Raw genomic sequence first — 24,399 nt, 5'->3', positions numbered from 1 at the left:
GTATTGCGGGAGCTTGAGAACGAGGCAAATTTTCGTCGTCACCACCCTCGCTGGACGATGAAATCAACGCACCGTGACGCTTGTCGGCTCGCCGAATTCCCGAAACTGCGCACTGCATTTCAAGTGATTTCTTCCGCATGGCCCTCGTGTTGCTTGTTCGCGAGACGCTTCGCGGCTGTGCCGCTCAGTCGCCAGAACAGACCAGGGTGAACGACGTACTCACAGATGGTGGAGGTGATCAAGCCGCCGAGAATGACCGTGGCAACGGGATAGAGGATCTCTTTGCCCGGTTGTTGCCCGCCGAGCACCAGCGGGACCAGACCGATACCCGCCGTCAGGGCTGTCATCAACACCGGTGCCAACCGTTCGAGGCTTCCGCGAAGAACCATTTCCGCCGTGAACCCTTCTCCCTCTTCACGCATCAGATGCATGTAGTGCGAGACAAGCAAGATTCCATTTCGAGCGGCGATTCCACCCAGCGAAATGAATCCCACCAGACTGGCGACGGTGAGCGTTTGTTTCGTCAACCACAGTCCAATTGCGCCGCCAACATAAGCGATCGGAAGCGCTAACATGATCTGCAGAACGATTCGCGTCGATGGGAATAGGGTGTAGAGGACCAGAAAAATTCCGACGATGGAAACCAGACTGAGGAGTGCGATCAGTCGTGTGGCTTCTTGCTGAGCTTCGAACTGGCCCCCATACTCAACGAAGTAACCTTCTGGAAGTTCGACCTTGGCTTTGATCGTTTTTTGAATGTCCGCCACCACACTCCCAAGATCGCGGTCGGTGGTATTTGCGCGAATGATGATCCGTCGTTTGACGCGTTCGTGATTGATCATGTTGGGGCCCCCTGCCTCGTAGATCTTCGCCACCGCCGACAAGGGAATTCGTCCTCCGTTGGGTAGATTGAGTGACAATCGCTGAATCGTTTCCATGTGCGTGCGGAATTCATCGTCAAGTCGCACCACCAGGTCGAACTGCCGCTGACCTTCGAGGATGGACGAAGTGACGCGTCCGCTGAGTGCCGTTTCGATGAATTCGTTGACCTGTGCGGCACGCAAGCCATAGGCCTCAAGTTGCTCTCGATCCAGTTCAATCCGCAGTTGGGGGATCAGGGTTTGTGGCTCGATTAGCGGTGGTGCCAAACCGGGAATTCCTTCGATGGCGGCCTTGATTTCCTGAGCCTCTTTCCTCAAGACTTCGAGGTCTTCTCCAAAGACTTTAATGGCAATTTGCGCCGTGACTCCGGAAAGCATATGGCTGATCAAGTGGGCCAGCGGTTGTTCCACCTCATATTCGACACCTGGTATTTCTTCGAGTTCCTGGCGGAACATCGCAAGGACTTCCTGGCGGCTTTTCCCGCTCGAGGGATTCAGTGAAACGATATATTCCGTCACGTTGACCCCTTCCGCATGCTCGTCCAACTCGGCTCGCCCACTGCGGCGAACGAAGTTCTTGACGATGCCCTGGGGATGCTCGGAGTCTTGCAGGTGACGCGCGAACGCACGGTCCACCATCTTGCTGACGCGGTTCGACGTTTCGAGAGAGCTTCCTGGGGGCAAAACGACATTGATTTGTGCGGCCCCTTCATCAAAGGGCGGCAGAAAGTCACTGCCGATGTTGAACATCAGAATCGCACAGCCCACAATTGCCGCGCCGACCCCGGCGAGAATGACGGACAATCCCGTGCGATCCATGCTCAGGTGAATGACAGGCGTGACCAGACGTTTGAGTAGCCGTAGCAGCGGACTATCATGGGAGGAACTATGACCGGACGCCCCCGTTTCGGGGTTCAGCAACAAGCTGCCCAGCACGGGTGTCACCGTCAGTGAAACCAGCAGCGACGCCAGGATCGAGACGATGTACGCAATTCCAAGCGGAACAAACAGTCGCCCTTCAATGCCGGACAGTGCAAACAGTGGGACGAATACCAGAATGACGAGCATGGTTCCGTACACAATGGCACTACGAATCTCGATGCTGGCACGATAGATCACTTCCAGTCTGGGTCTCGGGTTCGGCAGACGTGCATTCTCATTGAGTCGTCGAAAGACGTTTTCGATGTCGACAATGGCGTCGTCGACCAGCTCGCCCATTGCGACGGCCAGTCCGCCCAAGGTCATGACGTTGATGGACAACCCGGTCCAGTGGAACACAAGACCTGTGATGACGAAGGACAGCGGGATTGCGGTCAGCGTGATGAACGTCGTTCGAAAGTTCATCAAGAATAAAAACAGGATGATGAAAACCAGAATTGCCCCGTCGCGCAGGGCCTCGAGCACATTATGGATCCCCAGGTCGATGAATCGCCGCTGTTGGAAGATTGTAGGGTCGATCTCGACATCGGCAGGTAACGATTGTTTCAAGTCTTCAAGGGCCTGCTCAATCTGTGCCGTCAAGTCGCGCGTGTCGGCATTCGGTTGCTTGCCGATGGTCAGCACAACCGACGGATGCCCGTTGACGGACGAGTCACCACGTTTGATCTGCGGTCCTTCGACGATTCGAGCGACATCGTGTAGTAGAACCGACCGAGCGTCGGTGGTCTTCACGACCGTGCTGGCAAGATCATCCACGCTACGGATCCGGCCGATGCCTCGGACCAGGAACTCCATCGAGCCTTGTTCGAGAAATCCGCCTGTCGCATTCTGATTGGATTCTCGCAGTGCCGTTTCCACGTCCTCGAGTGTTACACCGTAAGCCAACAATGATTCCGGATTGACGAGGACTTGAAACTGTTTTCGTCCACCCCCCATCGTGACGACTTGCGAGACACCGGGAATGGTCAATAGGCGTCGACGAACCACCCAGTCGGCCAGCGTCCGGACTTCCATCGGTTTGGTTGTCCCGTCACGGCTGTACATTCCGACCATCATGATCTGGCCCATGATCGAACTGACGGGGGCGAGTTCAGGTTTGATGCCAGCTGGAAGGCTGCCCGTGACCGTCGCGAGACGCTCGGTCACGATTTGCCGAGCGACGTAGATGTTGGAATTCCAGTCGAATTCGACATAAATCACCGACAGGCCAATTCCCGAAGTGCTGCGCACGGTCTGTACGCCTGACGCACCGTTGAGCGCGGTCTCCATCGGAAGTGTGACAAGTGTTTCGACTTCCTCGGGCGCCAACCCCAGGCATTCCGTCATCACGACGACGCGGGGCTTGGTCAGGCTGGGAAAGATATCGATCGGCAGCCTGGCCATTGTGATCGAACCAAGCACGAGCGTCACAAGCGACAGGCAGACGATCAACAGGCGGTTATGCAGCGAAAAGCGGATTAATGCATTCATCTAGTGGGCTCTATCTGGAGGGTGATCAGCGGTCGATGTCGTGATGCTGCACGGGTGGTGACAGTCACAGGCTTCGAGCTGGATGGAGGCATGTTCAATGTGGAACTGGTCGTGTAGTTCGTGCCGGATTCGGTCGAGCAGCGCGTCGTCCAACTGACCATCGGGTTTAACGAGATGGACCGTCAATGCCGCTTCTGTCGAGCTAAGCGCCCAAATGTGAAGATCGTGAAAGTTGGTAATTCCCGGAATGGAACGGAAATAATCCGTCACTTTCGAGGAATCGATTTCCTTTGGAACTCCGTCCAGGGCGAGATGGACTGATTCCAGAAGCAGGTCCCAAGTGCTGATGGCGATCGTCACGGCAATCAGCAGGCTGACAACGGGGTCGACCCACGTCCAACCGGTATAGAGGTAGATGACGCCGGTCAGGACCACCCCAAAAGAGATCGCTGTGTCGGCGAGCATATGCAGAAAGGCACTTCGCACGTTCAGATCGTGATGGTTGCCGGCAAGTATGAAGGCGGTGATCCCGTTGACGATCATGCCAATCAATGCGACGACAATCACGGTCATGCCGCTGATCGGAGTCGGCGTCATGATCTTGTGAATCGCCTCGACGCCAATCGCGCCGACGGCAACGAGTAGCAGGATGGCATTGAGCAGTGACGAAAGGATCGTCGACCGCCGCATCCCGTACGTCTTCCGTTCCGTCGCCGATGATTGCGACAGACGCACGGCACCCCAAGCGAGCAGTAACCCCAACACATCGCTGAAATTGTGGCTGGCGTCCGCGACGAGCGACATTGATCCGATGGCGAGCCCGAACGCACCTTCAACAATCACATACAACATGTTGAGGATCGAGCCCGCTGCGAGTAGTCCTGAGAGACGGCCAGAAGTGGGGGCATGATGGTGATGATGATGTGACATGGTATTTGTGACTCGTAGGACTGACTTTCACTTCCGCCGCACAATGAAGGTCGACTCGTGGTACTTCAAAGCGGAGTCGACACGTCGATGACCTCGTCGCGAGCAGGGCCGCAAACCTGCAGGCGATGCTCGCGAATATGCCCGTTCAGAGTGGCTGTGGCACTAATGATTGTGTCCTTCATGGCTATGGCCGCCGCCTCCGCCACCCTGGCTTTTCTTCAGCGCCAGGTTGAGTTGATACGCCTGATTGAACGCGACGAAATCGCCCGGTGCGAGTGACCTGTCACGTTTGAGCACCGCTTCGCGCGAGTCGAGGAATTCAAGCTGAACTGGGACTCGTTCCAGCAATTTGCCGTTGACGCGGAACACGTATGCGTCGGCGCCTTCCTTCACCACGGCATCTGCGGGAAGCACGATCTGTTGTTTCAAGTGCTCGAGCGGAACCATCAAGCGGACCTTCTGGCCAGGTTTGAAACGCCACGATCGATAAACGATTCCGTGGTCACCTTCTTGATCGCCCATCACTTCGTTGACCAGAGGAATATGAAACCGCAAGGTTCGCGTCACCGTATCGATGGTGTTCTCGGCGAATCGAATCTTCAGGTCCTCCCGAATCAGAGGATCACCGGCCGTCACTTCGAAGATGGCACGCACCGGCCAGCGTTCCTGAATCGCATGGGCGATGATCGGCGCTTCCTTTTCGAATGCGTTTCCGACAATGTCGAGTTTGGTATGCAGGGCAAGATCGCACAATTCGTCGCCGGGCTGAACGAGCTTCCCAGGAAAGGTTCCGATCGCTTCAATCGTGTAGACGAGTTTCGACTCGTCCGTGCTTTCCTGGTCCGGTAGATGCTTCAGCAGGCCAATCGGAATCACAGAACTTCGACTGCCGGGACTGAATTCTCGCGCTTCTGCGTCGATTGTCTGTCCGCCGGGAACACGGATTGTAAATTCGCGGATCAGTGTTTTTGTTTCGATGATGTGTGTGATCTGTTCGGGGGCCAGTCCCCGAACAAGCAGTTCTTGCATCTGGATCAATCGCTGTGACTCTAGCCGCTTCTTTTCGTAGTCTTTTTCCAGTTTCGCTTTGGCCGGCAAGGCGTTGCTTTCGACCAGCGGGGTGATCCGCTTCATTTCGATTTCAAGCAGTTCCAGTTCCTGCAGTGTTCTCAGGAGTGATGCCTGGGTCGTTGTCAGTAGTTCTCCGGTCAACTGCAACGAGAATAACGGGTCTCCCGGGTGAACCGTTTGTCCTGGAAAGACAAATACCTTTCCAATGATCCCATTCAACGAGGTTGTAATCCGACGTTCACTGTGTCCTGGTTGCTCGCTCACAATTCCTGGAATGGGAATCGATCGCCACCAGTCTTGCAGCTCGATTTTGCCCGTTTCGAGGCCTAGGTTCGTTCGTGCCTGTTCCGATAGGGAAAGACTGCTCTTCTCGTGATCATGATGGTCGTGCCCCTCGTGATCGTGAGCGTGTCCGTCGTTTGATGACGCGGTTGCGGCAGCAGAATGATTCAGCAGTGGAAGCCACGAATCACGTGTCGCGGCAGCAACGCCGCCCACGACAAGGATTCCGGTCGCGACCGCCGCGAGCTTGAGTTTGTGTGACATGAGGGCGAGTCTCACTAATTTAGATTCGAACAAGAAAAGTCTGTATTGGCGATGGTCAACGGTGTTTGTCGTCACGGAAGCCTGTTAGATCGAGGGATGATCGAACGATCGCCGCCAAATAAACCTGTCAACCTGGTGGCAAAGCGAGCCGTCAGAACCTTTGGGTAGTGTCACACGGAGATCGCGCGATGGTGTGTCGCTCGCGATGTCCGTGTTGTATTCAGAAACGTGTCGTCCTGGATAACACGACAATTTGTACGGTCGAAACGGGTCCGATCGCCCATTAAAGGGAGCTCAACACCTCAATTGACACGTCGAGGAAACTCGTCGAGAGCAGATCCGCGAGCGCCATCGGCGTGACTCGCGAACCAGTCAGGACAGAGTGGCTGCGCCACTAGATGCGGTAGACACCGAGCAGCGAACGCTCGTGGCAGTGGGAACTCACGTGATCCATGTCGACCAAATCTCGACAGGATGCAACAGACTTCAGCAGTTTCCGACAGCGTCCGTCGGGAGGCAGAATGAGTTCGCCGCTCGAGAGTTCAGACGGTGTGACCATTGCCCTCGAGGTTGCGTTGAAGACAATATGGCTCGCGAAGCACAAATGGTGCTGCGAACCTTCCTGCGAGTGATCGCCGCGATTGCGTGAGGGTGCGGCAGTGTTTTTTGACTGCGCCTGTGTGTGTCGATCTCGATGCTGCTGGCAACAGTGTCGACGCGGACACGGAACGTTGTCGGTCCTGGAAACATTCGTGGCCGCAACCGGTTTTTGAGGCGCATTGCCACAGCCGGTGCAACAACACGCAAAGTGCTGTGCCACGAATTGGATGAGCATCAAAATCGCGAACAAACGATTCACTGGCATTTCCCGTTAGACACGATTCAGGATTGTGTCGGATTACTCGGGAGTGTCAATCGCAAGTTCGCCAGCAGCCCCTTCCGTAGTATCGATCCGGACCCCGTTTTTGTCCTCATTCTTCGGAGGCGCGCAAGGGAAATCGGGTGCGATCCTGCGATTCAGGCTCGCAGAGCAGCGGCTGAGGTCGCCTGCCGCAGACCGTCTGTTTCGAGCAAATACTCTTGGATCAAGAAAGACGACGAAAATCGTGCTGTGGGGCGCTCGTTGACGGAATGGCGATCGATCCAGACTCGACAGGCATGTGCGCGGACCCAGTCATTCCCCGATTCGAAAAGGCGAGCGAGTCGTTCGAGGCAACACGGGCAGGTCAATTGCTCGATCTGTCGAGCGGACAATCCTTGAATCCAGGCAAACGCGGCGCTGCGGTCTCCCGTACTCAACAACAAATCCGCAAGGCCCAATCGATACGAAACCTGGTCGGGTGCGAGTGAAATGGCCTGCTTCATGACGGCTGCGACGAGCTGTGATGCGGTGCCGAAGCGACTCAAATAGTAGCCGAATTCAAAGATGGATTGCGCGTTCTCGGGTTGCGCGGCCGCGACTCGACGGGCGGCATCGACCGCTTGGGCGACAGCCCCGATTTCATCTAGACGCAGAGCACAGTATTGCCAGAGCCGTATCGAGCTTTGATCAAGCGTCACAACGTGCGCGTACAAATCCTTCGCGAGTGCGTTTCTTCCGAAGTGCCGATACGCGTCCGCGAGGCCACATGATGCGGCCGGGCGCAGGGGAGTGAGCGTTTGAGCCGTTTCCAGTCGGCGCTCGCACGAGTCCGGATCACCCTTGGCATGATCCAGCAGGCCCGCAATTTCCCACAAGCGACCATCGTCGGGGAATTTCACAAGCGATTCAGCAGCGAGTTCCCGTGCAGCCTGTAGCGCGCCGCGAGAGGTCATGGTTGAGAGTTGTTGCACAATCTCGATTTGTGTTGCCATCCCGATTCACCTTTTGTCCGAATGGTGCTTGAGGGTTTCTCGTCGTGCCTTCTTCGTCGAGGCATCCCGAAATCGCGTTGAAGCTGGCTGGCGTCGCCTGTGCTGGCTTGCTTTTGTTGACACTGAGACTCAGTCTCAGTTTTGTGATGGTAGTCGGGGGCCTGCTGATTTGCAAGTCCTGCGATCCGCGTGAAAACGGCTTCGCTAACCCAGAATCCGTTCGCAAGCCCAGAATCAGACTGGGGATCGAGTGGGTTGCGAGCGGCGGCTCAGGCGGGCCAAATCGTCGAACAGGCTGTCCAAGCTTAAGGCGACGGGTACGTTGGAATCGATGTTGAGCGACGCGTCGACGGCACGATCGATCGAGGCCCCCAATAATTCCCAGGCGTTCGATTGCTCGCTCAGGCGTTTCGCGAATTTGGCGATTTCTGGATCAGTCGGCGCTGAAGAGGACTCAACCGCTTGCAACTGCCAAAGTGCCGTACGGAAAAACTCGACCGCAAATCGGATGAGCCACTGACCGTTTCGTCGTTGTTCGGCCGTGTCGCTGCTGATTTCAGACAGCCCTTCTTGAAGCTGTTTGGAAAGTCCCAGCCCGCTGAAGTCCGTTTTCGCGAGTTGAGCAAACAGGAGAGTTCTGAGTTTTCGCAATTCAGGTTCAATTAACTGCCGTGCCGTGAACAGGCTGCCTTCGCTCAGTTCGGCGGCGAACCGGGCGTCTTCCATAGATTGAACCAGGTCCTGCTCAAGCAGCAGTGCCTGGACATCTTCCGTTGTCAGCGGTGAGAAGCGGACCAATTGACAGCGCGAGCGGATCGTGGGCAGCAGCGCATCCAGGTTTGAAGCGATCAAGAGCAGGATCGCGCGATCGGGCGGCTCTTCAAGCGTCTTCAGGAACGCATTGGCACTGGACTCGTTCATGGTGTCTGCGTCATCAACGATCGCGACTTTGCGTGACCCCGGTAGCGGCGCCAACGAGATGTCGTGGCAAAGCCCTTCCTTACCCCGGCGCTCTTCGGGACCGACGAGTTGAGCAATAGGGAACTCGCGCTTTCCTTCGGGGCAGCCCACGTACAGAAAGTCGGGATTCGCCCCCGCAAGAAATGGTTTGCAGCCGGCGCATTGCCCACATGGTTCCAAGGGATCCTCGCCACGCCGAAGGCAAAGCAGTGCGTGCGCCAGTCGTCGTGCAAATTGGTGTTTGCCGACCCCGGCTGGTCCCACGAACAGGTATGCTTGTGACAATCGCCGACGTTCGATGGTCCGGCGAAACATGTCTCGCTGTTCGTCATGCCCGCGTAGTGAAGACCAGATCGACATTGATGTTTCCGAGTCGTGTCAAAGGGAAGCCGTTCCGTTCGAGTTCCATTGCCAATTAGGAAATCGATATGCATCTTGGACTGGCACAGAACAAGGTCTGACGATCGTAATCTGTGAAGAAATCAACACGCCACACACATGCCGAATTCCTGCACGATCTGCGATCCGTCGAAACGATATGATACAATAACGGTTCAGGAAAATGGCTGGACAAAGATGTGCGACAGCTTTCGTGATCGGAATCGGCGTTGAATGGGAAGAGATCTTCCCTGAATGGGCCGGATTCAGGAAGTTGCTTCACGCAAACGAGGCCGAACATTTTCCTGACGCATTTTCGGTCGCTCGTGGCGAGCCGAAGTGCAAAAATTGGCACCTTATTTTCGTCCCGCACCGACAATTGGGCTTGCCAGAATTCGCGAATTGAGTCAGCGGACCTGATCACACGTTTCCAGCGTGGTGTCATGACTACCCACGTTTGACCGGATCGGTTAAGTTGCCTTGCTCGCGCGAATTGTTGACGCCGAGCGCCAGCGTGCGAAACGGACACTCGTATACTTTGATCGGGACAGGGACGCGTTCATGACGTTGTCGGAACTGCTGGAAGGCAAGTTTCGCGGAGATATTCGTTTCCGAGGGGCTGCATATATTCAGGCGGAACGAGTTGCTGTCATCCGCGTGACAAGCGACCATCTGTTTGCAGTTGTTCGGGACGGAGTTGAGTATCAAACACAGCTCAGTCGCGACAATGGCGCACTCAAGATGTCGTGCAACTGCGTGGGGACAGACGCCAATAAGAGTGGCAACCCGCACTGCAAGCATCTTTGGGCGACAATTCTTGCGGCGGACGCGGGGCACTACATCGGCGGGGCGGCCAAGCAGGGATACATTCCCCCGTTTGCCGTTGAAGAAGACCCGCTCGATTTCGGTCTCGATGACTGGGACGAAGACGACGAAGAAGCGTACACGTCGAATGGATCGGGCAACAGTCGTTCGCAGAAACGTGCCGAGCGTGAATCCATTCGTGCCGAACTCGAAGCCGCGGCCGTGCCGCGCCTCCGCGAGTGGGAATCACGGCTCAGCGAACTACGCAAGGCCATGCAAGGCGAAGACGCCGCCAGCACGTCTGTCTCCGCCGGTCGCGAACGGCAGATTTTTTATGAGATTGACGCCGTCGCCAGCGAAGAGGCGGGTCTGGTCATTATTCAAACCTCACATCGTCAGCGCCGATCGAACGGTGAATGGGGCAAGCTAAAGCCACTCAAGCTGAAGCCCGGCAAGTTCGAAGATATCGATGACGATGAAGATCGCCGAATTCTCGCTCACCTGGTTGGTGGGACACCGGACCGCAGCACGATGACGGGGCCCGTGACGGACAGTCTCGCGGCGCATCGCTATCGGCTGCCTCATGATCTGTGCCAATTGCTTCTTCCCGCGATCTGTGCGACCGGACGTATTCGGCTGCTTGGTGATGACGAACGCGTGACCGAGACGCTCTCCTGGGACGAAGGCGGCTTGTGGGAACTGTGCCTCACAGTGGCATTTGAACCCGTCGAGAATGTGTGGAAACTTCGTGGCTCGCTGCGCCGCGGTGAAGAACACTTGTCTCTGAAAGACCCCGCGCTGGTTGTACCTGGCGGTTTGGCGATTACGCCGACATTGGTTCATCCATTTCAGGATTTCGACGCGTATCCATGGGTCGCGTTGCTGCGCCGCTCGGATGACTTGAAAGTTCCTGCGGGGGAAGAGCACGAGTTGGTGGACCGTTTGCTGGACATGCCGGCCCTGCCCCGCCTGGAATTGCCGCCGGAACTGAAGCTGACCGAAGTCATCCTCGAACCAAAGCCGATATTGATCGTTCATGCGCCAGGAAAATCACGGTGGCACAGCGATCGCCTGAAGGCCGAAGTGCAATTCGATTACGACGGGCTTCCCATCCGGGCCTCGAGCAGCCAATGGGCCATCGTTCAGCGGTCGGCCAGCCGCTGTCTCGTGCGTGACAAAGTGCGCGAGTCAGAAGCGTGGTCACAATTGATGGACTATGGATTCCGGCGTTTGCTGGATCAGAAACGCGGCGCGCACGATGCCGAAATCGCAGCTCGCGATCTTGCGCCGGCGGTCCGTCGCCTGATGGCTGAAGGCTGGCAGGTGCGTGCGGATGGAAAACAGGTCCGTCAGGCAGGCGACTTGAAGTTCCAGATCAAATCCGGGATCGACTGGTTCGAACTGCACGGCAACGTCAATTTCGATGGAGCCAGCGTCACGTTTCCAGAATTGCTGGCGGCGCTGGCACGTGGTGACGGTACGATCGTGCTGGACGATGGGTCGCTGGGGATTCTTCCCGAAGACTGGCTCGAGAAGTACGGTCTGCTGGCAGGACTGGGCGTCGCGGAAGGCGAGCATCTCCGATTCGGCGCCGTTCAAGTCAGCATCATTGATGCATTGCTTTCGTCGCGAGAATCTGTCGATTACGACACGAAGTTTCTCGAGACGCGTGAGCGCCTGGCGGCATTCGACGGGATCAAGACCGAACGTGAACCACCGACATTCCAGGGTGAGCTGCGTCCCTATCAGCGTGAAGGGATTGGCTGGCTGAAGTTCCTCGAAGAATTTGATTTCGGCGGATGTCTCGCGGATGACATGGGTCTCGGTAAGACCATTCAAATGCTGGCATTCCTCGAAGATCGTCGACTGCGCGTCAAGCGGCGAAATCCGTCACTGGTTGTTGTGCCGAAGTCGCTGTTGTTTAACTGGAAGCACGAGGCCGAACGCTTCACGCCTGGAATCAAAGTCTTGGAGTACGCGGGGCTGGATCGTGCCAAGTTCCGTGATGACTTCACGAAGTACGATCTCATTTTGACAACGTACGGAACGCTGCGGCGCGATGTGTTGTTGCTCAAGGAATTGTCGTTTGACTACGTCATTCTCGACGAAGCTCAGGCGATCAAGAATTCAACGTCCCAGGTGGCGAAGGCCGTGCGTTTGCTTCAAGCCAAACATCGCGTTGGCTTAAGCGGTACACCCATCGAAAACCATCTGGGAGACCTGTGTTCGATCTTCGAATTCTTGAATCCCGGGATGCTCGGACGCAGTTCTGCCTTCAAACAGCACGCCGCCGATCCGACCAATCAGGAAACGCGACGTGTGCTTGCCGAAGGTTTGCGGCCGCTGATCCTGCGACGTACCAAGCAGAGTGTGGCCAGTGAATTGCCAGAAAAGCTGGAACAGACCATCTTCTGCGAAATGGGCGACGAACAGCAGCGGTTGTACAACGAATTGCGAGATCACTATCGCGAATCGCTGCTGGGACTGGTTCAAGAACAGGGGATCGCGAAGACACGCATGCATGTGCTCGAAGCGTTGCTTCGACTCCGTCAAGCGGCGTGCCATCCCGCCCTGCTCAATCGTTCGATGCCCGAAGATGCCAGTGCCAAGCTGGACGTTCTGATTCCGCACATCGAAGAATTGCTCGAAGAAAAGCACAAAACGCTCGTCTTCTCGCAGTTCACCAGTATGTTGTCGATTGTCAGACATCATCTGGACAAAAAAGGAATCGTCTACGAATACCTCGATGGTCAGACACGCGATCGTAAAGAACGCGTCGAGCGATTCCAGGCGGACGAGAACTGCGGTGTGTTCCTGATCAGCTTGAAGGCGGGCGGACTGGGTTTGAACCTGACCGCGGCCGACTACGTCTTCATTCTTGATCCGTGGTGGAATCCGGCTGTCGAAACGCAGGCGATCGACCGAGCACACCGTGTCGGACAGACAAGACAGGTCTTTGCCTACCGCTTGATCTGTAAAAATACGGTGGAAGAAAAGATCGCTGAGCTGCAGCAGGCCAAACGAGAACTGGCCGATGCGATTCTGGAACAAGACAACTCAATCATGCAGAATCTGACGACAGACGATCTGCGTTTGCTGTTGTCGTAACTTCACACGATTCAAGGGAATCGCGGATAAGGTCCAGGCCGTGACCCGCTGGCGTAATGGATAGAGACTCGATCGGGGCTTGCGAAGCATTCGCAAGTGCCCGGTTCGCAGTCTGCAAGTGCGTCGTTCACAGATGTGCGGTGCCGCAAATGCAATCAAGGTGTCGACTCCCAACGGGCGTCGCCACCTTAATTATGTCAATCAGAGAAGCGAGCGACGACAGAGAGGATTCAAGCTCTGAATCACTGTCGTCGCGAGAGTCAAGTCGAGGGAAGTGGTCAGCTTCCCTCGACAAGGTCTCACGGTCCCGCAACCGACGCCATCAGCACTGAAGTCTAATTTTGTCATGCGGCGGGGATTCGATCGTCAATCAGTTGCAGCAGCTGGTCGCAGGAGCGGCACAGCTAGGAGCACAAGGTGCTGCACAGCTAGGAGCACAGCTCGAGGTGCCACAGAGTGAACCGCAACGTGGTCGGTGCAGGCGAATCTTGGGGCAGCAGAGCTTTGGCATACGGATGCGATGGCAACGTGGCTTGCAGCAGCTGTTGCAGCTGTTGCAGCTCGAAGCGACTGGAGCACAGCACGAAACAGGAGCTGGAGCAGCACAAGCTGGAGCACAGGTCGTGGCAGGAGCTGCACACGTTGGAGCACAAGCAGCAGGAGCGGCACAAGCAGGAGCACAGGCTGGAGCAGCACAGCTTGGAGCACAAGCAGGAGCGGCACAGCTAGGGGCAGCGGAACAACAGCTGTTGTAGTGATGGAACAGGCCAGCTTGAGCGCTGTTCATGCTGGACAAGGCGACCAGCGCGGCGGAAATCCAAACAAACTTCATTGCATTCTCCAGGTACATCATGGCCGAGGGAACGTGAGGAACTGTGGTAACTCCGATCAAACACCACGTCTGGCGGACGCCACAGTTCAGGGGAGCGAATTCGCGTCACACCCTTTTTTTCGACTTTCATCGTTTCCCGAACGCACCCAAACGTCCCTCGTTTTTGAATCTGCCGATGACCGTCGACCAAGATGCCAGATACGATGACTCTGCGGAAGATGAGGGGGATGATAGACTGTTCGCGGGCGACGACTTGTGACGTTTCTGCTGGGTAAACACGCCTTGAACAGCTATTGGCACATCACGATTTCGCTGGGTTTGCTGCTTGCTTGGCGTTACGTCTACCACGGACGCCACTGGATTCGTGGAACCACACTGCGCGGCGCCTGGTCGTGGAGCCTGCTCGTAGCGACTTTATGGGTTGTGACGTGGTTCGCCGATCAATGCCTCGCTGCGATCTCGTCTGAGGCCGCAGATCATGCCTGGTATGCCATTTCGGTTTTATCCCTATGTCCTGCAATGACTGTTTTGGGGGCCAGGCGTCCAGGGACGCGTGTCTGGAACGGATTTATCATCCTTCCCATGCTTCTGGTGCTTGGTTGGCCCGTCATCACGCTGTGGACTCAAGGAAGCGAATTGCACGGATTGCACCTGGAAACACCGCAGGTGGCGGCGTTTTGTCTGGTGCTCGTCATGGGGCTTGGGAATTATTGCGGTACTCGCCAGACGCTTCCCGCGATTCTGTACGGATGCTCGCTGTGCGCCTTGGTTCTGTGCAGTTCGTCCTCAAGTCCGAATTGGCTCTCGAATCGAACGGCGACACGTTTTTATTGCACCCTCCTGATGGTCGTGTCGGTCGCGATCATCAGGTTTTCTGGTCGTTCGGTCGCGAAAACGGGATTTGACCAGGTCTGGATCGATTTCTTCGATACATTCGGAATTGTCTGGGCTCGCCGAATCCAGGATCGCGTGAACTTCATGCTGGCAAAAGAGCGGCTTCCGGTAAGACTGCGTCTTGAAGGATTCGTCTGGGGTAAGGACGCATGTCAACCAGTCGGCGGCACCGCGAGCGCGGATGTGACTGGAGACGACCTGGCTTTCGACGCGCAATCGCGTGACGCCGCATTTGTTACAGCGCGCGTCGAACAGGTTTTGCGCTGGTTACTTCGTCGCTTTGTCGATCCCGAATGGATCGATCAACGATTGGGAAATTCGTCGCCGCAAGAAACCGCGAGTTTGCCCGTTGATTCCTGAATGTCGCCAGGCGATTACACGCGTCGAATCTCATCGGGAATACTGTGGACGTTGAACGGCGACCGTCGTTGCCACCCGGCAACTTGAGTGTCCGCCACGGAGTCGAATCAAGTCTTCACTTTGGAAGGGAATTTTAATGGAGTTCGCGCTGCGAGAAATTGGTCGAACCGGGATCCAGGTGACACCCCTGGCAATGGGGTGCTGGCCCATTGCCGGAATTACCAGCATCAATGTCACGGAACAGGACAGCCTCGCGACGCTCCAGGCGGCCGCTGATTGTGGTCTCAATTTCTTCGACACGGCTTACTGCTACGGCTATCACGGTGAGAGTGAGTCCATGATTGCGAAAGTCCTGGGGCCGCGTCGCGATCAATTGGTGATCGCGACGAAAGGGGGAATTCACTACGAAGGGTCGGTTCAAGCAAAAGATGCTCGACCCGCGACCTTGTTTCGTGAGTGTGATGAGAGCTTGCGGCGGTTGCAGACGGATCGGATTGACCTGTATTACCTGCATGCGCCGGACCCGAAGACACCGCTCGCCGAATCGGCCGGTGCCTTTAGGAAGCTGCTCGAGTCCGGAAAGATCCGCAGCGTCGGTGTCTCGAATTTCACTCGTGACCAGCTCGTCGAATTCCATGCGGTTTGCCCGATCTCGGCCTATCAACCGCTCTACAACATGCTGCAGCGTGAAATCGAAGCGTCGCAGTTGCCCTGGTGTGTTGAGAACGGCGTCTCGGTGATTGTGTACTGGCCGCTGATGAAAGGATTGCTGGCCGGTCAACTTGATCGTCGATTCGAGTTCGATCCCAAAGACGGTCGCCGCAAGTATCCGATGTTCTCGGGAGAGGAATGGGAACAGAATCAGGATTTCATCGATCGGTTGCGGCCCATTGCCGTGGACTGTGGGAAAAGCGTCGCGCAAGTCGTTCTCAATTGGACGATTCAAAGGCCGGGCATCACTGTCGCTCTGTGCGGTGCCAAGAGAACGGAGCAGATTCGTGACAATGCGGGCACTCTCGATTGGAAATTGACGACTGGTCAAATCGACCAGATCAATCAGGCCATTGTGGATCGAGGTCCCATCGTGTCGCGATCAGCGGTTTAAGGAAGCAAAACCGGAACCGTTCACAGGTCGGGGACTGGCGCATTTTCCCGCGGCAAACGGAAGGGGTTGCTTCGGTCGACGCACTGCGGATTCCAATGGACCGGGGAATTGTGCCTGTCCCCGTCTCTTCAAACAGCAAACGCGATCGGAAGTCCAATCGCGTTTGCGGATGCCGTCAAGCCGTTTTCTGTTCCGGATACTTGATACGTCCGTGATGGATGCCGATCAGAGATTTCGTCAGTGAATCTTCGATCGTCGCCAGTTCGCTGAGCGTCAACGAGCTCTCTTCAAACTGTCCGTCAAGTAATCGCTTCATTGCGATTTCGTGAACGAGAGTTTCGAGTCGCTTCGGGGTCGGTTCGGCGAGCGTGCGGCTGGCTCCCTCAACGGCATCGGCCACCATCAGCACGGCCGCTTCACGTGTTTGCGGCTTTCGACCGGGATAACGAAATGCCGATTCTTCGACATCGAACCGATGATCAGGCTGCGATTCTGCTTGTTTCGTTGCCGCGTGGAAAAAGTATTCGACCAGCGTTGTTCCGTGGTGCTGCTCGATGAAGTCGATCAGCGGTTCGGGCAAGTTGTGTTGGTGTGCCAGTTCGACACCATCCTTGACGTGGCCGATGATGACCAGGGCACTCATGGCGGGATTGAGGGATTCGTGTCGACTGGTTTGCCCCGCCGTCATATTCTCGACGAAATAGTGGGGCTTCATGATCTTACCGATGTCGTGGTAGTAGGCACCGACGCGACAAAGCAGGCCATTTGCGCCAATGGCATCGGCCGCAGTCTCCGCGATTGTGGCGACACCGTTGGAATGGCTGTAGGTCCCAGGGGCCTTCTGAATCAATTCTTGCAGTAACGGGTGCGAGACATCGCTCAGTTCCAACAAGCTGATATCGGTGACAACCCCGAACAGGCTCTCAATGAACGGCAGACTTCCCGAGACCAGAAATCCGGACAGGAAGCACCACCCTGCCCCGCGGAGAATATTCAGCAGGAATCGCTGGTCCGGATCGGACCAAAGACGACTGAGCTGCTGAGTTTCAATGATGCCCGTGCCCAGCGAAACAAACAGAAACGTGATGGCCGCACCAAATCCCACACGAACCAGCTTCATGCGGTTGGAAACCTGATTCAGCGGCACGACGGACGCCGCAATCGCACTCATCAGCACCACGAACTGACCAAGCCCGCCGCCAATGGCGAGCGTGAGCACCAGCGTCATCGAGAATCCAGTCAGCGCGGCGAGCACTTGATTGTACGCGATCGCCAAGACCATCACGGTGCACAGCAGGGGGACGACCTGGGCTCGCCATGGATCGAATGACAGCAACCGGCTTAGTGCGATCGACGTGGTGATTGCGAGCAGGTAGACGGTCAGCCGGCCGACACTGGCGGCCAGTCGTCGCTCGTTTCGAACCAGATAAAAGCCGTTCAATCCGGCCAGGACGGTCAGCAACAGGAAGACCGAAACCATTCGAACGATGCGTTCCGAGAACGTGACTTTGCTCTCGAGCTCATCGTACTGAGCGTGCAACACATTGAGCTCTTCGCTCTTAATGATACTGCCTGGGGCGATCAACAGTTGTCCGCGCTTATACTCATCTTCGACGGGCTCGGTTTTCTCGTTCGCTTCGGCGATCTTGATGTTCGTTGCCGCCTGGTCAAACTCCAGCGACGGGATTGCTCGATTCTTGAACCATCGCTCAAGAATTGGCTGCAAGGGAAGCAGCGATGGAAAGGATTTCCACTGACTGCCCAAGATCCCCGTGGCCTTCAACAGTTCGTCGAGTACGGCATCGGACGCGGAACGTGTCAGCGGTTTATCCGTTTCGTTTTCCACGATGTTGATTTCATCGTCCAGGCGGATTTTCTGCAGCGGTCGCGCCAGCTCCGAAATATCCAGGATCCCGACTTTCTTGACGGGAGTTGTCAGTTGCGAGAACTCACCGACCAGTTCGTCGATTTTTCGTTCGGCGGATGCAATCGGCCCAATCGCTTCGCGGAGTGTGTTCCATTCCGCCTCAAACTTTTGAGTCAACGGATCGATGGCACTGGGCCCAGGAGCAACCCAGCCGAACGCAGCCCGCGTCTCGGCGGACAATTCGCTGAATTTGTTGACTTCGACCAGTTCAAACAGATGCCGCCGTAGATCGTTCGGCAGGTTTCGCAATCGTTCTACGCCTGCGGGCAGAACGCGAAACACGGGCGGAACACGACTGACCGCTTCAATGCGCGCGACGTCGGTCTTGCCTTGATTGACGCGCTTGAAGTCGACGCGCGCCACCATACCGTTGGGAAAGTCGTCTCCCAGGCGATACGGGAATGGAGCCTGCCAGGACTGCAGCGACAGCATCAATCCGGCCAGCACCACAAAGCAGATCGACAAACGCAGGGACACGTCGGTGCGACTGAGTTGATCACCGAGACGCCCCGACCATGACGTGCCGACCTTGTGGACCGACAGTCTTTGAAATCGACTTCGACGAGGAGAAAAAAAGATCATAGGAAGGTTTCTGAGACTCGATTCGCGACAGACCACAGATTCCGGCAGTTGCATGTGCCGCTAAGAATTCTGTTTGAGATCATGGCGAAGGGAAATTCCTGTCTCCCGTGGTTGTGGAATCGGAATCAATGGCGGGCCGTGGCGCCCCAAACGAACCATTCCCGCTTTGGGATGTTTCTTCCGCGTCGGACGCCTCGTTTTGCGAGACACTCCCAGTGTTGGCGGAATTCTCGAGAGCTGTTGGTCCGTTGTTGTCCCCCTCGGTCAGGTGGCCGTGAACCGGATGCCCCCCGTTCACGGAATGACCGTTGTGAGGCTCATGGCCGCTTACGTTTCGTTCCAGCCGACGGTCGTCGTAAGCGGCGACGATTCGACGGACCAATGGATGGCGAACAATGTCTTCGCCGGAAAGTGTCACGGTTGCGATACCTTCCACATTCCTCAAACGGACAATCGCGTCATTCAGGCCACTTTCGACGCGATCAGGCAAGTCGGTTTGCGTCCCGTCCCCCGTCACCACGATCTTGGAGTGATGACCCATGCGGGTCAAAAACATCTTCATCTGCGTGACGGTGGTGTTCTGAGCTTCGTCCAGAATCATGAACGTGTTGTTCAGGGTCCGTCCGCGCATGTAGGCCAGCGGAATGATTTCGATCACATCCTTGTCCAGATAACGCTGGACCTGGTCAAAATCGATGAGGTCGCCCAGAGCGTCCAGCAGCGGACGCAGATATGGATTCACCTTGGCGAGCATATCGCCAGGCAGAAAACCGAGCTTCTCGCCCGCTTCCACGGCGGGACGAACCAGCACGATCTTACGAACCTGCTCCAGACGCAGGGCGTTGATCGCCATCGCGACTGCGAGATAGGTTTTTCCCGAACCGGCGGGCCCCTCGCAAATCACCAGATCGTGTTCGCGGATGGCCTTGATGTAATGCCGCTGTCCCGAGCCCATGGGCCGAATCTTGCGGGCTTTGTGAAAGACGTCGATGATTTCGTCAGACGTCGCGTCGATCGGATAGTGGCCACGCTGCAAGACACGATCAAATTCGTGCTCGTCCAGCAGCCCCTTCCGTTCGATGATCGAACGAAGCTCCGAAACGATTTCGGTGCCAAGTTCGACTTGAGACGGATCACCGTGTAAATGCAGTTCATCTCCACGAAGAACCACATCGAGATGCAGAACATCCCGCAATCGACGTAAGTTCTTATCACGAGACCCAAACAATGTTCGAACGTCATCGTGATTGCGGAACGTAACTCGTCCTTCGGACATAACCTTTTCCTGCGATCACCAGTCGCAAATCGCCTTGGCGAACCAAAGCGTCCATTCGAAAATGGACTCTGACCGACTGGAAGTCTGCGCCACCGACGGTCGCGCAACTAAATTTAATCTAACGTGTTCCCTGCCCGCCCGCAAAACAACGGCCCCGCATTCTTCCATTCTGGCCTGCAAGCGTAGCCCAAACTGCCGATAGTGTGAAAATTCGCTGGCTTAACCGATTTCGTTCTCGCTACGGTTAATACCGGTTGTGCTCAAGCCAACGACCTTAATCGTTCGATCAAGTAATGAAGAAGTCAAATTCTGCATCGGTGTGGGCATGCCGTTTCGCCGTGATTTGACGTTCTGGGGGGAGTCGGGCACCTGGTCCTGCGATTTGCCTAACGTGGGCCGGAATACGGAAGTTCACCGATGTATGAAGCCAGTTTTGGATTAAAGCGACGTCCTTTTGCGGCGACACCCGATGCATCTTGCTTTTTGTCGGCCGGACCCATTCAAGGAGCCTTGGATGAACTGGTCGTCTGTGTCGAGCAAGGACAAGGAATCGCAGTCCTGACCGCTCCCGCTGGAACTGGTAAAACATTACTGTGCGAGCGGTTGCGATCAGAGCTTGACGAACGCTACGAAACCGTTTTCCTGCGGCATGCCAGTTTCCTGACCCGTCGTGCCCTGTTGCAAACCGTTCTCTGTGAACTGAATCACGCCTATCATCATCCCAGCGAACAAGAACTTCGCCTGGAGCTCTTCCCGGCCATTCGGGCCTTACAGCCCAAGCGTGAAGCTCTCGTCCTGATTTGCGATGAAGCGCATCAGTTGACCGACAGTCTGCTGGAAGAATTACGGATTCTCGCGGATTTCGCCGAGCATGGTCGTCCCCTGGTGCGGTTGGTGCTTGTCGGACAACTGTCGCTGGAAGAAAAATTGGCCCAGCCCAGTATGGAGGCCATCAATCAGCGCATTCGTGCACATGTCAGTGTTTCGCCTTTCGATCATGCCGGTTCATTGGACTACATTGATTACCGCCTGACCTGGGCGGGCGGACGCACCGAAGAAGTCTTCACTCCCGAAGCACTCGATTTGATTGCGCGCGCCAGCGATGGAATTCCCCGTTGCATTAATCAATTGGCCGATCATTCACTGCTGCTCGCCTTCGTCGCCGAACAACATCCCGCCGAGGCGGACCTCGTACGCGAAGCGCTCAACGATCTTCGCCAATTGCCATTGCACTGGAACGAAGTTCCGCAGTCGTTGGGCTCGGCCGATCACGTGGAGCGAATCGACCATTCCAGCGAATTCCAACCCGCCCCCTATTCAATCAGTCGCGAATCGACGGGGTATCTGGCCGATTCGACGTCCAACCCCATGACCTATTCGTACGAACCCGAATTCAACGGTTCGTCGACGTCCGAGACTCACGAGCACGAGACTCCAGTTCCTCGACCGGTTCCAGAAGCTCTGGAGATTCTGGAGAGTCTTGCTGCGCATGAGATCAGTTCGGTCGAAGTGGGCAGTGAAGATTGGCGTCAGACGATAGAGGCCTTCACGCCTCGAACTACCGACATGGACCTGGACGATATGCTGGCGGAACTGGCATCGTCCGAGCCGGACGGCGAAATCGACGAAGAGTTTGAGGCGAAATTGTCACGTCGGCTGCAGTTTCATGATCTACTCCAAGATGCATACGAGGCCGCAGCGGAAGCCAAAATGAAATCGTCTTCCGCTGACATTGATTCGGTTGTCGAGTTCGTCGAAAGCGTGGATCACTCGCCGATTTCGCAATCCGAGCAAACCCGCGAAGTGGCTCATGCCAGTATCGGGCAAACGCCAGCCGCCCCGGTCAACATCGCCCCGCCCACTTCCAGTTTTCAGGAAGAAATGATCGTCGATCGTTACGCTTCGATCGACGCGGGATTCGCACCGCCGCCGGTTTCGTTTCCTGACACACCTTCCTTGGCCGATGTTCGCACAGAACCGGTGTTTTCTAAGGAAGTTTCGCAGTTCGAACGACCCGCGGCCGAACCTGTGAATCAACTGCATCTCGCGGAAGAATCGTCGACGGCCATTACGGGCGCTGAAGAGGTGGATGCTGAACCGCAGTTCGTCGATCACGAGTTCGCGGCTGAGGCTGCGGACATCGAAAGTTCCTTCGAACTTGCAGAAGCAGCCATGGTGGACTCTGAGCCCGCAGCACCGATCGCAACCTATGAAACCCCCGTCGCGTACCCTGCGATGGGACGACGCGATACGCTTTCTGCTGACGTCAACGAAGTGGCGAGCGAAGTCTATTCACTCGGCCAGTCTTTGCGACCGACCGGTGTCCTGAGCGCAAACAGCGCGGCGATTCTCCATTCGCTCGGCTATGAAATCGGCGAAGTGGTGATTCCAGGACAAAAGGTCAATCCCCCCGTTGCCGAGATTACGCCGGAACCAGTCTGGGAATCGACCGAAACCCCCGCCGTGGCCCCACCAGCAACCGAACAAAGGCCGCTGCGGTTTCTGTTCAGTATGCTCCGCCGCAAACAACAGGGGCTTTCCTGACCCGTCGCGTCCTCCCGTAGTCTGTTGACATAACGGGGGCGGGCTCTCACCAGCTTAAAAAACGGCGCGACATCGTCAACGCCAAGGTGCCTGTCCCCCTGACTTCAGCAGGTTGCTATGCGCGCTCGATCACAGTAAGCGGCGGCTCTCATGCGTCTTTGATCGTACAAACGCCGTGAATCATCCGGCTCGGTACTCGAATCCGGTGCAGTGGAAAGCATGATGGCGCTGCGTGTCGGGCTTGATCGCCTTGAGTCAGCGGCCAATCTCGCTTTGCCCAGAGAAGCCTACAGCCTGTTGGAATAGCCCGTAACCGTTCACAGACCGGGGACTGGCTCATTTTCCCGCGGTAAAGGGAAAGCTCACCCTTGTCGATGCACTGGGAATTCCAATGGAACCGGGAAAATGTGCCTGTCCCCCTCTCTTCAGTCTGTGAACGGTTACGAATAGCCCTCGTTGGCTCCGTTCCTGACGCAATGAGTCCCAGGGCCTCGTGAACGCCGGGCGGTTTCACACACAGACACACGCGCACACACACACTCTCTCTCTCATATCAACAAGTTGCTCAGAAACGATCGTTGATAGATATACAAAAATGTTCATATACACGCCGTTGCATCGGTGTGTATACATTGGTGCATGTCGCGACAGTGTTGTGAGTGAGTGCCCAACGCTCGCCACCCGTAAGTCTCTTCGCTGCAAATCTCGATAAGTCCTTCAGGCATGGATTGCTGCGTAAAAAGAGCCGTGTTTTCGAAGAGTCTCGGGCTTCCTGGTGGATTCTGTCGAGTCGTCATTCGGATGGTGATGCGAAATCGCATTGATTCTGTTTGATTCGAAACATTGGGGTAAAAACATGCATGTTGCGACTTGACAGAAAAGACGACAGACGGTTGAATCGTCCTCACAAGTGACGTCAAATCTGTAATAAAACATGTTAATAATCGACGTCATGAATTGCTGCAGACAGATGTTTGCACTTCGTGTTTCACTTTGCGTTTTCGCGACGGAGTTTTGTAACCGTTCACAGTTCGGGGACTGGCTCATTTTCCCGCGGTAAAGGGACGTCTTACCTTTGTCGGTGTACTGTGAGTTCCCGTTGAATCGGGAAAATGTGCCTGTACCCTTCTCTTCGGGCTGTGAACGGTTAACTGAGTTTTGTTCTCGGCGTTTTTCTTTGTGGTTGTGGTTCTCGTCATTGCGAGGACTCTCTTTCTTGTTTCGCTACCTATTGAAATCGCGAGATCTGGCACTGTGCAGATTTGATCGCGGCTTGACAGCGTGTTTAAGTGGCTGCGCGGGCTTTGTTCTGATGAATAAACGCCAAAAAGTCCTGGCGGCCAAGGTGCATGTCCTCCTGGCTTCAGCGGTTTGCGTAACGTTGTCGTTACAGCGTTGACTGTTCTTGTTGTTTCAATGTGTGTTTATCTGCTCCGTGGCTTGCCTTGTCGTTGCTACCGTTTGTTGCTGTCGATTGTGGTATGCAAATGGACTGCGCGAACGTTGCGGTGCACGGGTGTTGGCTTGTTCGTTGAGTGATTCGTTTGCAGTGCGTGCGTTTAGCAGCCTGCTGAAGTAACGGGGGCTGGCTCCGATCGGATTGAAAACCGACATGACATGGTGAACGCCAAGGTGCCTGTCCCCCTTACTTCAACAGGCTGTTAGGGTCGTAGAGGCCAGATATTCGTGCGTCAGTTGGGCGGGATTCTATCGCAGCGAGTCAAGTGGATCGTTGGTGAGATTGTCACTGGTGTGATGTTCCGGTGGCGCGTGAGTCATTGCGTTCGGTGTCAAGGAGGACGGGTTAATGGCGAGTCAATTGGGAAATCCGGGCAGTGTTTCGAATCAGGGTTCAGGTTCGGTTGCCTGGGATATCACTCTTGCGCCCTCGTTTGTCGATGCCGGGGCAACGTTCAGCGGCAGCTCGGATACACGATT

At 55.9% G+C, this 24,399-nt stretch carries 12 protein-coding genes; 5 read left to right on the top strand and 7 right to left on the bottom strand.

The genetic code is table 11. The features are described from left to right. Window positions 1–119: 119 nt before the first annotated feature. From OSO_RS0124005 to OSO_RS48470, 5 genes are all read right to left on the bottom strand, one after another. Window positions 120–3,290: an efflux RND transporter permease subunit gene (locus OSO_RS0124005; RefSeq protein ID WP_010585617.1), complete on the bottom strand. Its 3,171-nt coding sequence runs from the start codon at window positions 3,288–3,290 to the stop codon at window positions 120–122. Further along, window positions 3,291–4,220 carry a cation diffusion facilitator family transporter gene (locus OSO_RS44885; RefSeq protein WP_050986183.1) on the bottom strand — a complete coding sequence of 310 codons (930 nt, stop codon included), beginning with the start codon at window positions 4,218–4,220 and terminating at the stop codon, window positions 3,291–3,293. It abuts the gene before it with no gap. Window positions 4,221–4,382: 162 nt separating this feature from the next. Next, window positions 4,383–5,837: an efflux RND transporter periplasmic adaptor subunit gene (locus tag OSO_RS0123995; protein ID WP_010585615.1), complete on the bottom strand. Its 1,455-nt coding sequence runs from the start codon at window positions 5,835–5,837 to the stop codon at window positions 4,383–4,385. Window positions 5,838–6,854: 1,017 nt separating this feature from the next. Beyond that, on the bottom strand, window positions 6,855–7,691 hold the full coding sequence (locus tag OSO_RS0123985) for a tetratricopeptide repeat protein (protein WP_010585613.1): 837 nt from the start codon (window positions 7,689–7,691) through the stop codon (window positions 6,855–6,857). A gap of 234 nt (window positions 7,692–7,925) precedes the next feature. Continuing rightward, window positions 7,926–9,011, bottom strand: a complete 1,086-nt coding sequence (locus tag OSO_RS48470; RefSeq protein WP_010585612.1) for a DNA polymerase III subunit — start codon at window positions 9,009–9,011, stop codon at window positions 7,926–7,928. Window positions 9,012–9,590: 579 nt separating this feature from the next. Here OSO_RS48470 and OSO_RS0123970 point away from each other — a divergent pair. From OSO_RS0123970 to OSO_RS0123945, 4 genes are all read left to right on the top strand, one after another. Beyond that, window positions 9,591–12,941, top strand: coding sequence for a DEAD/DEAH box helicase (locus OSO_RS0123970; RefSeq protein WP_029247402.1), 3,351 nt, complete (start codon window positions 9,591–9,593; stop codon window positions 12,939–12,941). Window positions 12,942–13,456: 515 nt separating this feature from the next. Then, window positions 13,457–13,696: a hypothetical protein gene (locus OSO_RS50950; protein WP_157605416.1), complete on the top strand. Its 240-nt coding sequence runs from the start codon at window positions 13,457–13,459 to the stop codon at window positions 13,694–13,696. 332 nt (window positions 13,697–14,028) lie between these two features. Beyond that, window positions 14,029–15,027: a hypothetical protein gene (locus OSO_RS0123950; protein ID WP_010585607.1), complete on the top strand. Its 999-nt coding sequence runs from the start codon at window positions 14,029–14,031 to the stop codon at window positions 15,025–15,027. 136 nt (window positions 15,028–15,163) lie between these two features. After that, window positions 15,164–16,132, top strand: coding sequence for an aldo/keto reductase (locus OSO_RS0123945; protein ID WP_010585606.1), 969 nt, complete (start codon window positions 15,164–15,166; stop codon window positions 16,130–16,132). A 175-nt stretch (window positions 16,133–16,307) separates the two neighbouring features. Here OSO_RS0123945 and OSO_RS0123940 read toward each other — a convergent pair whose 3' ends face one another. Both OSO_RS0123940 and OSO_RS44875 read right to left on the bottom strand, forming a co-directional pair. After that, entirely contained in the window at window positions 16,308–18,641 is a 2,334-nt protein-coding gene (locus OSO_RS0123940; RefSeq protein ID WP_010585605.1) for an HD family phosphohydrolase, read from the bottom strand. 79 nt (window positions 18,642–18,720) lie between these two features. After that, on the bottom strand, window positions 18,721–19,917 hold the full coding sequence (locus OSO_RS44875; RefSeq protein WP_010585604.1) for a PhoH family protein: 1,197 nt from the start codon (window positions 19,915–19,917) through the stop codon (window positions 18,721–18,723). A 417-nt stretch (window positions 19,918–20,334) separates the two neighbouring features. Between OSO_RS44875 and OSO_RS0123930 the strand changes: the two genes are divergently transcribed. After that, complete coding sequence (locus tag OSO_RS0123930) at window positions 20,335–22,461, top strand: ExeA family protein (protein WP_010585603.1); 2,127 nt, start codon at window positions 20,335–20,337, stop codon at window positions 22,459–22,461. Window positions 22,462–24,399: the final 1,938 nt, after the last annotated feature.

Origin of the sequence: Schlesneria paludicola DSM 18645, from assembly GCF_000255655.1 — a bacterium.
GTDB lineage: Bacteria > Planctomycetota > Planctomycetia > Planctomycetales > Planctomycetaceae > Schlesneria > Schlesneria paludicola.
The sequence above is the reverse complement of the archived record's forward strand: the minus strand, read 5'-3'. Positions and strand labels throughout refer to the sequence as shown.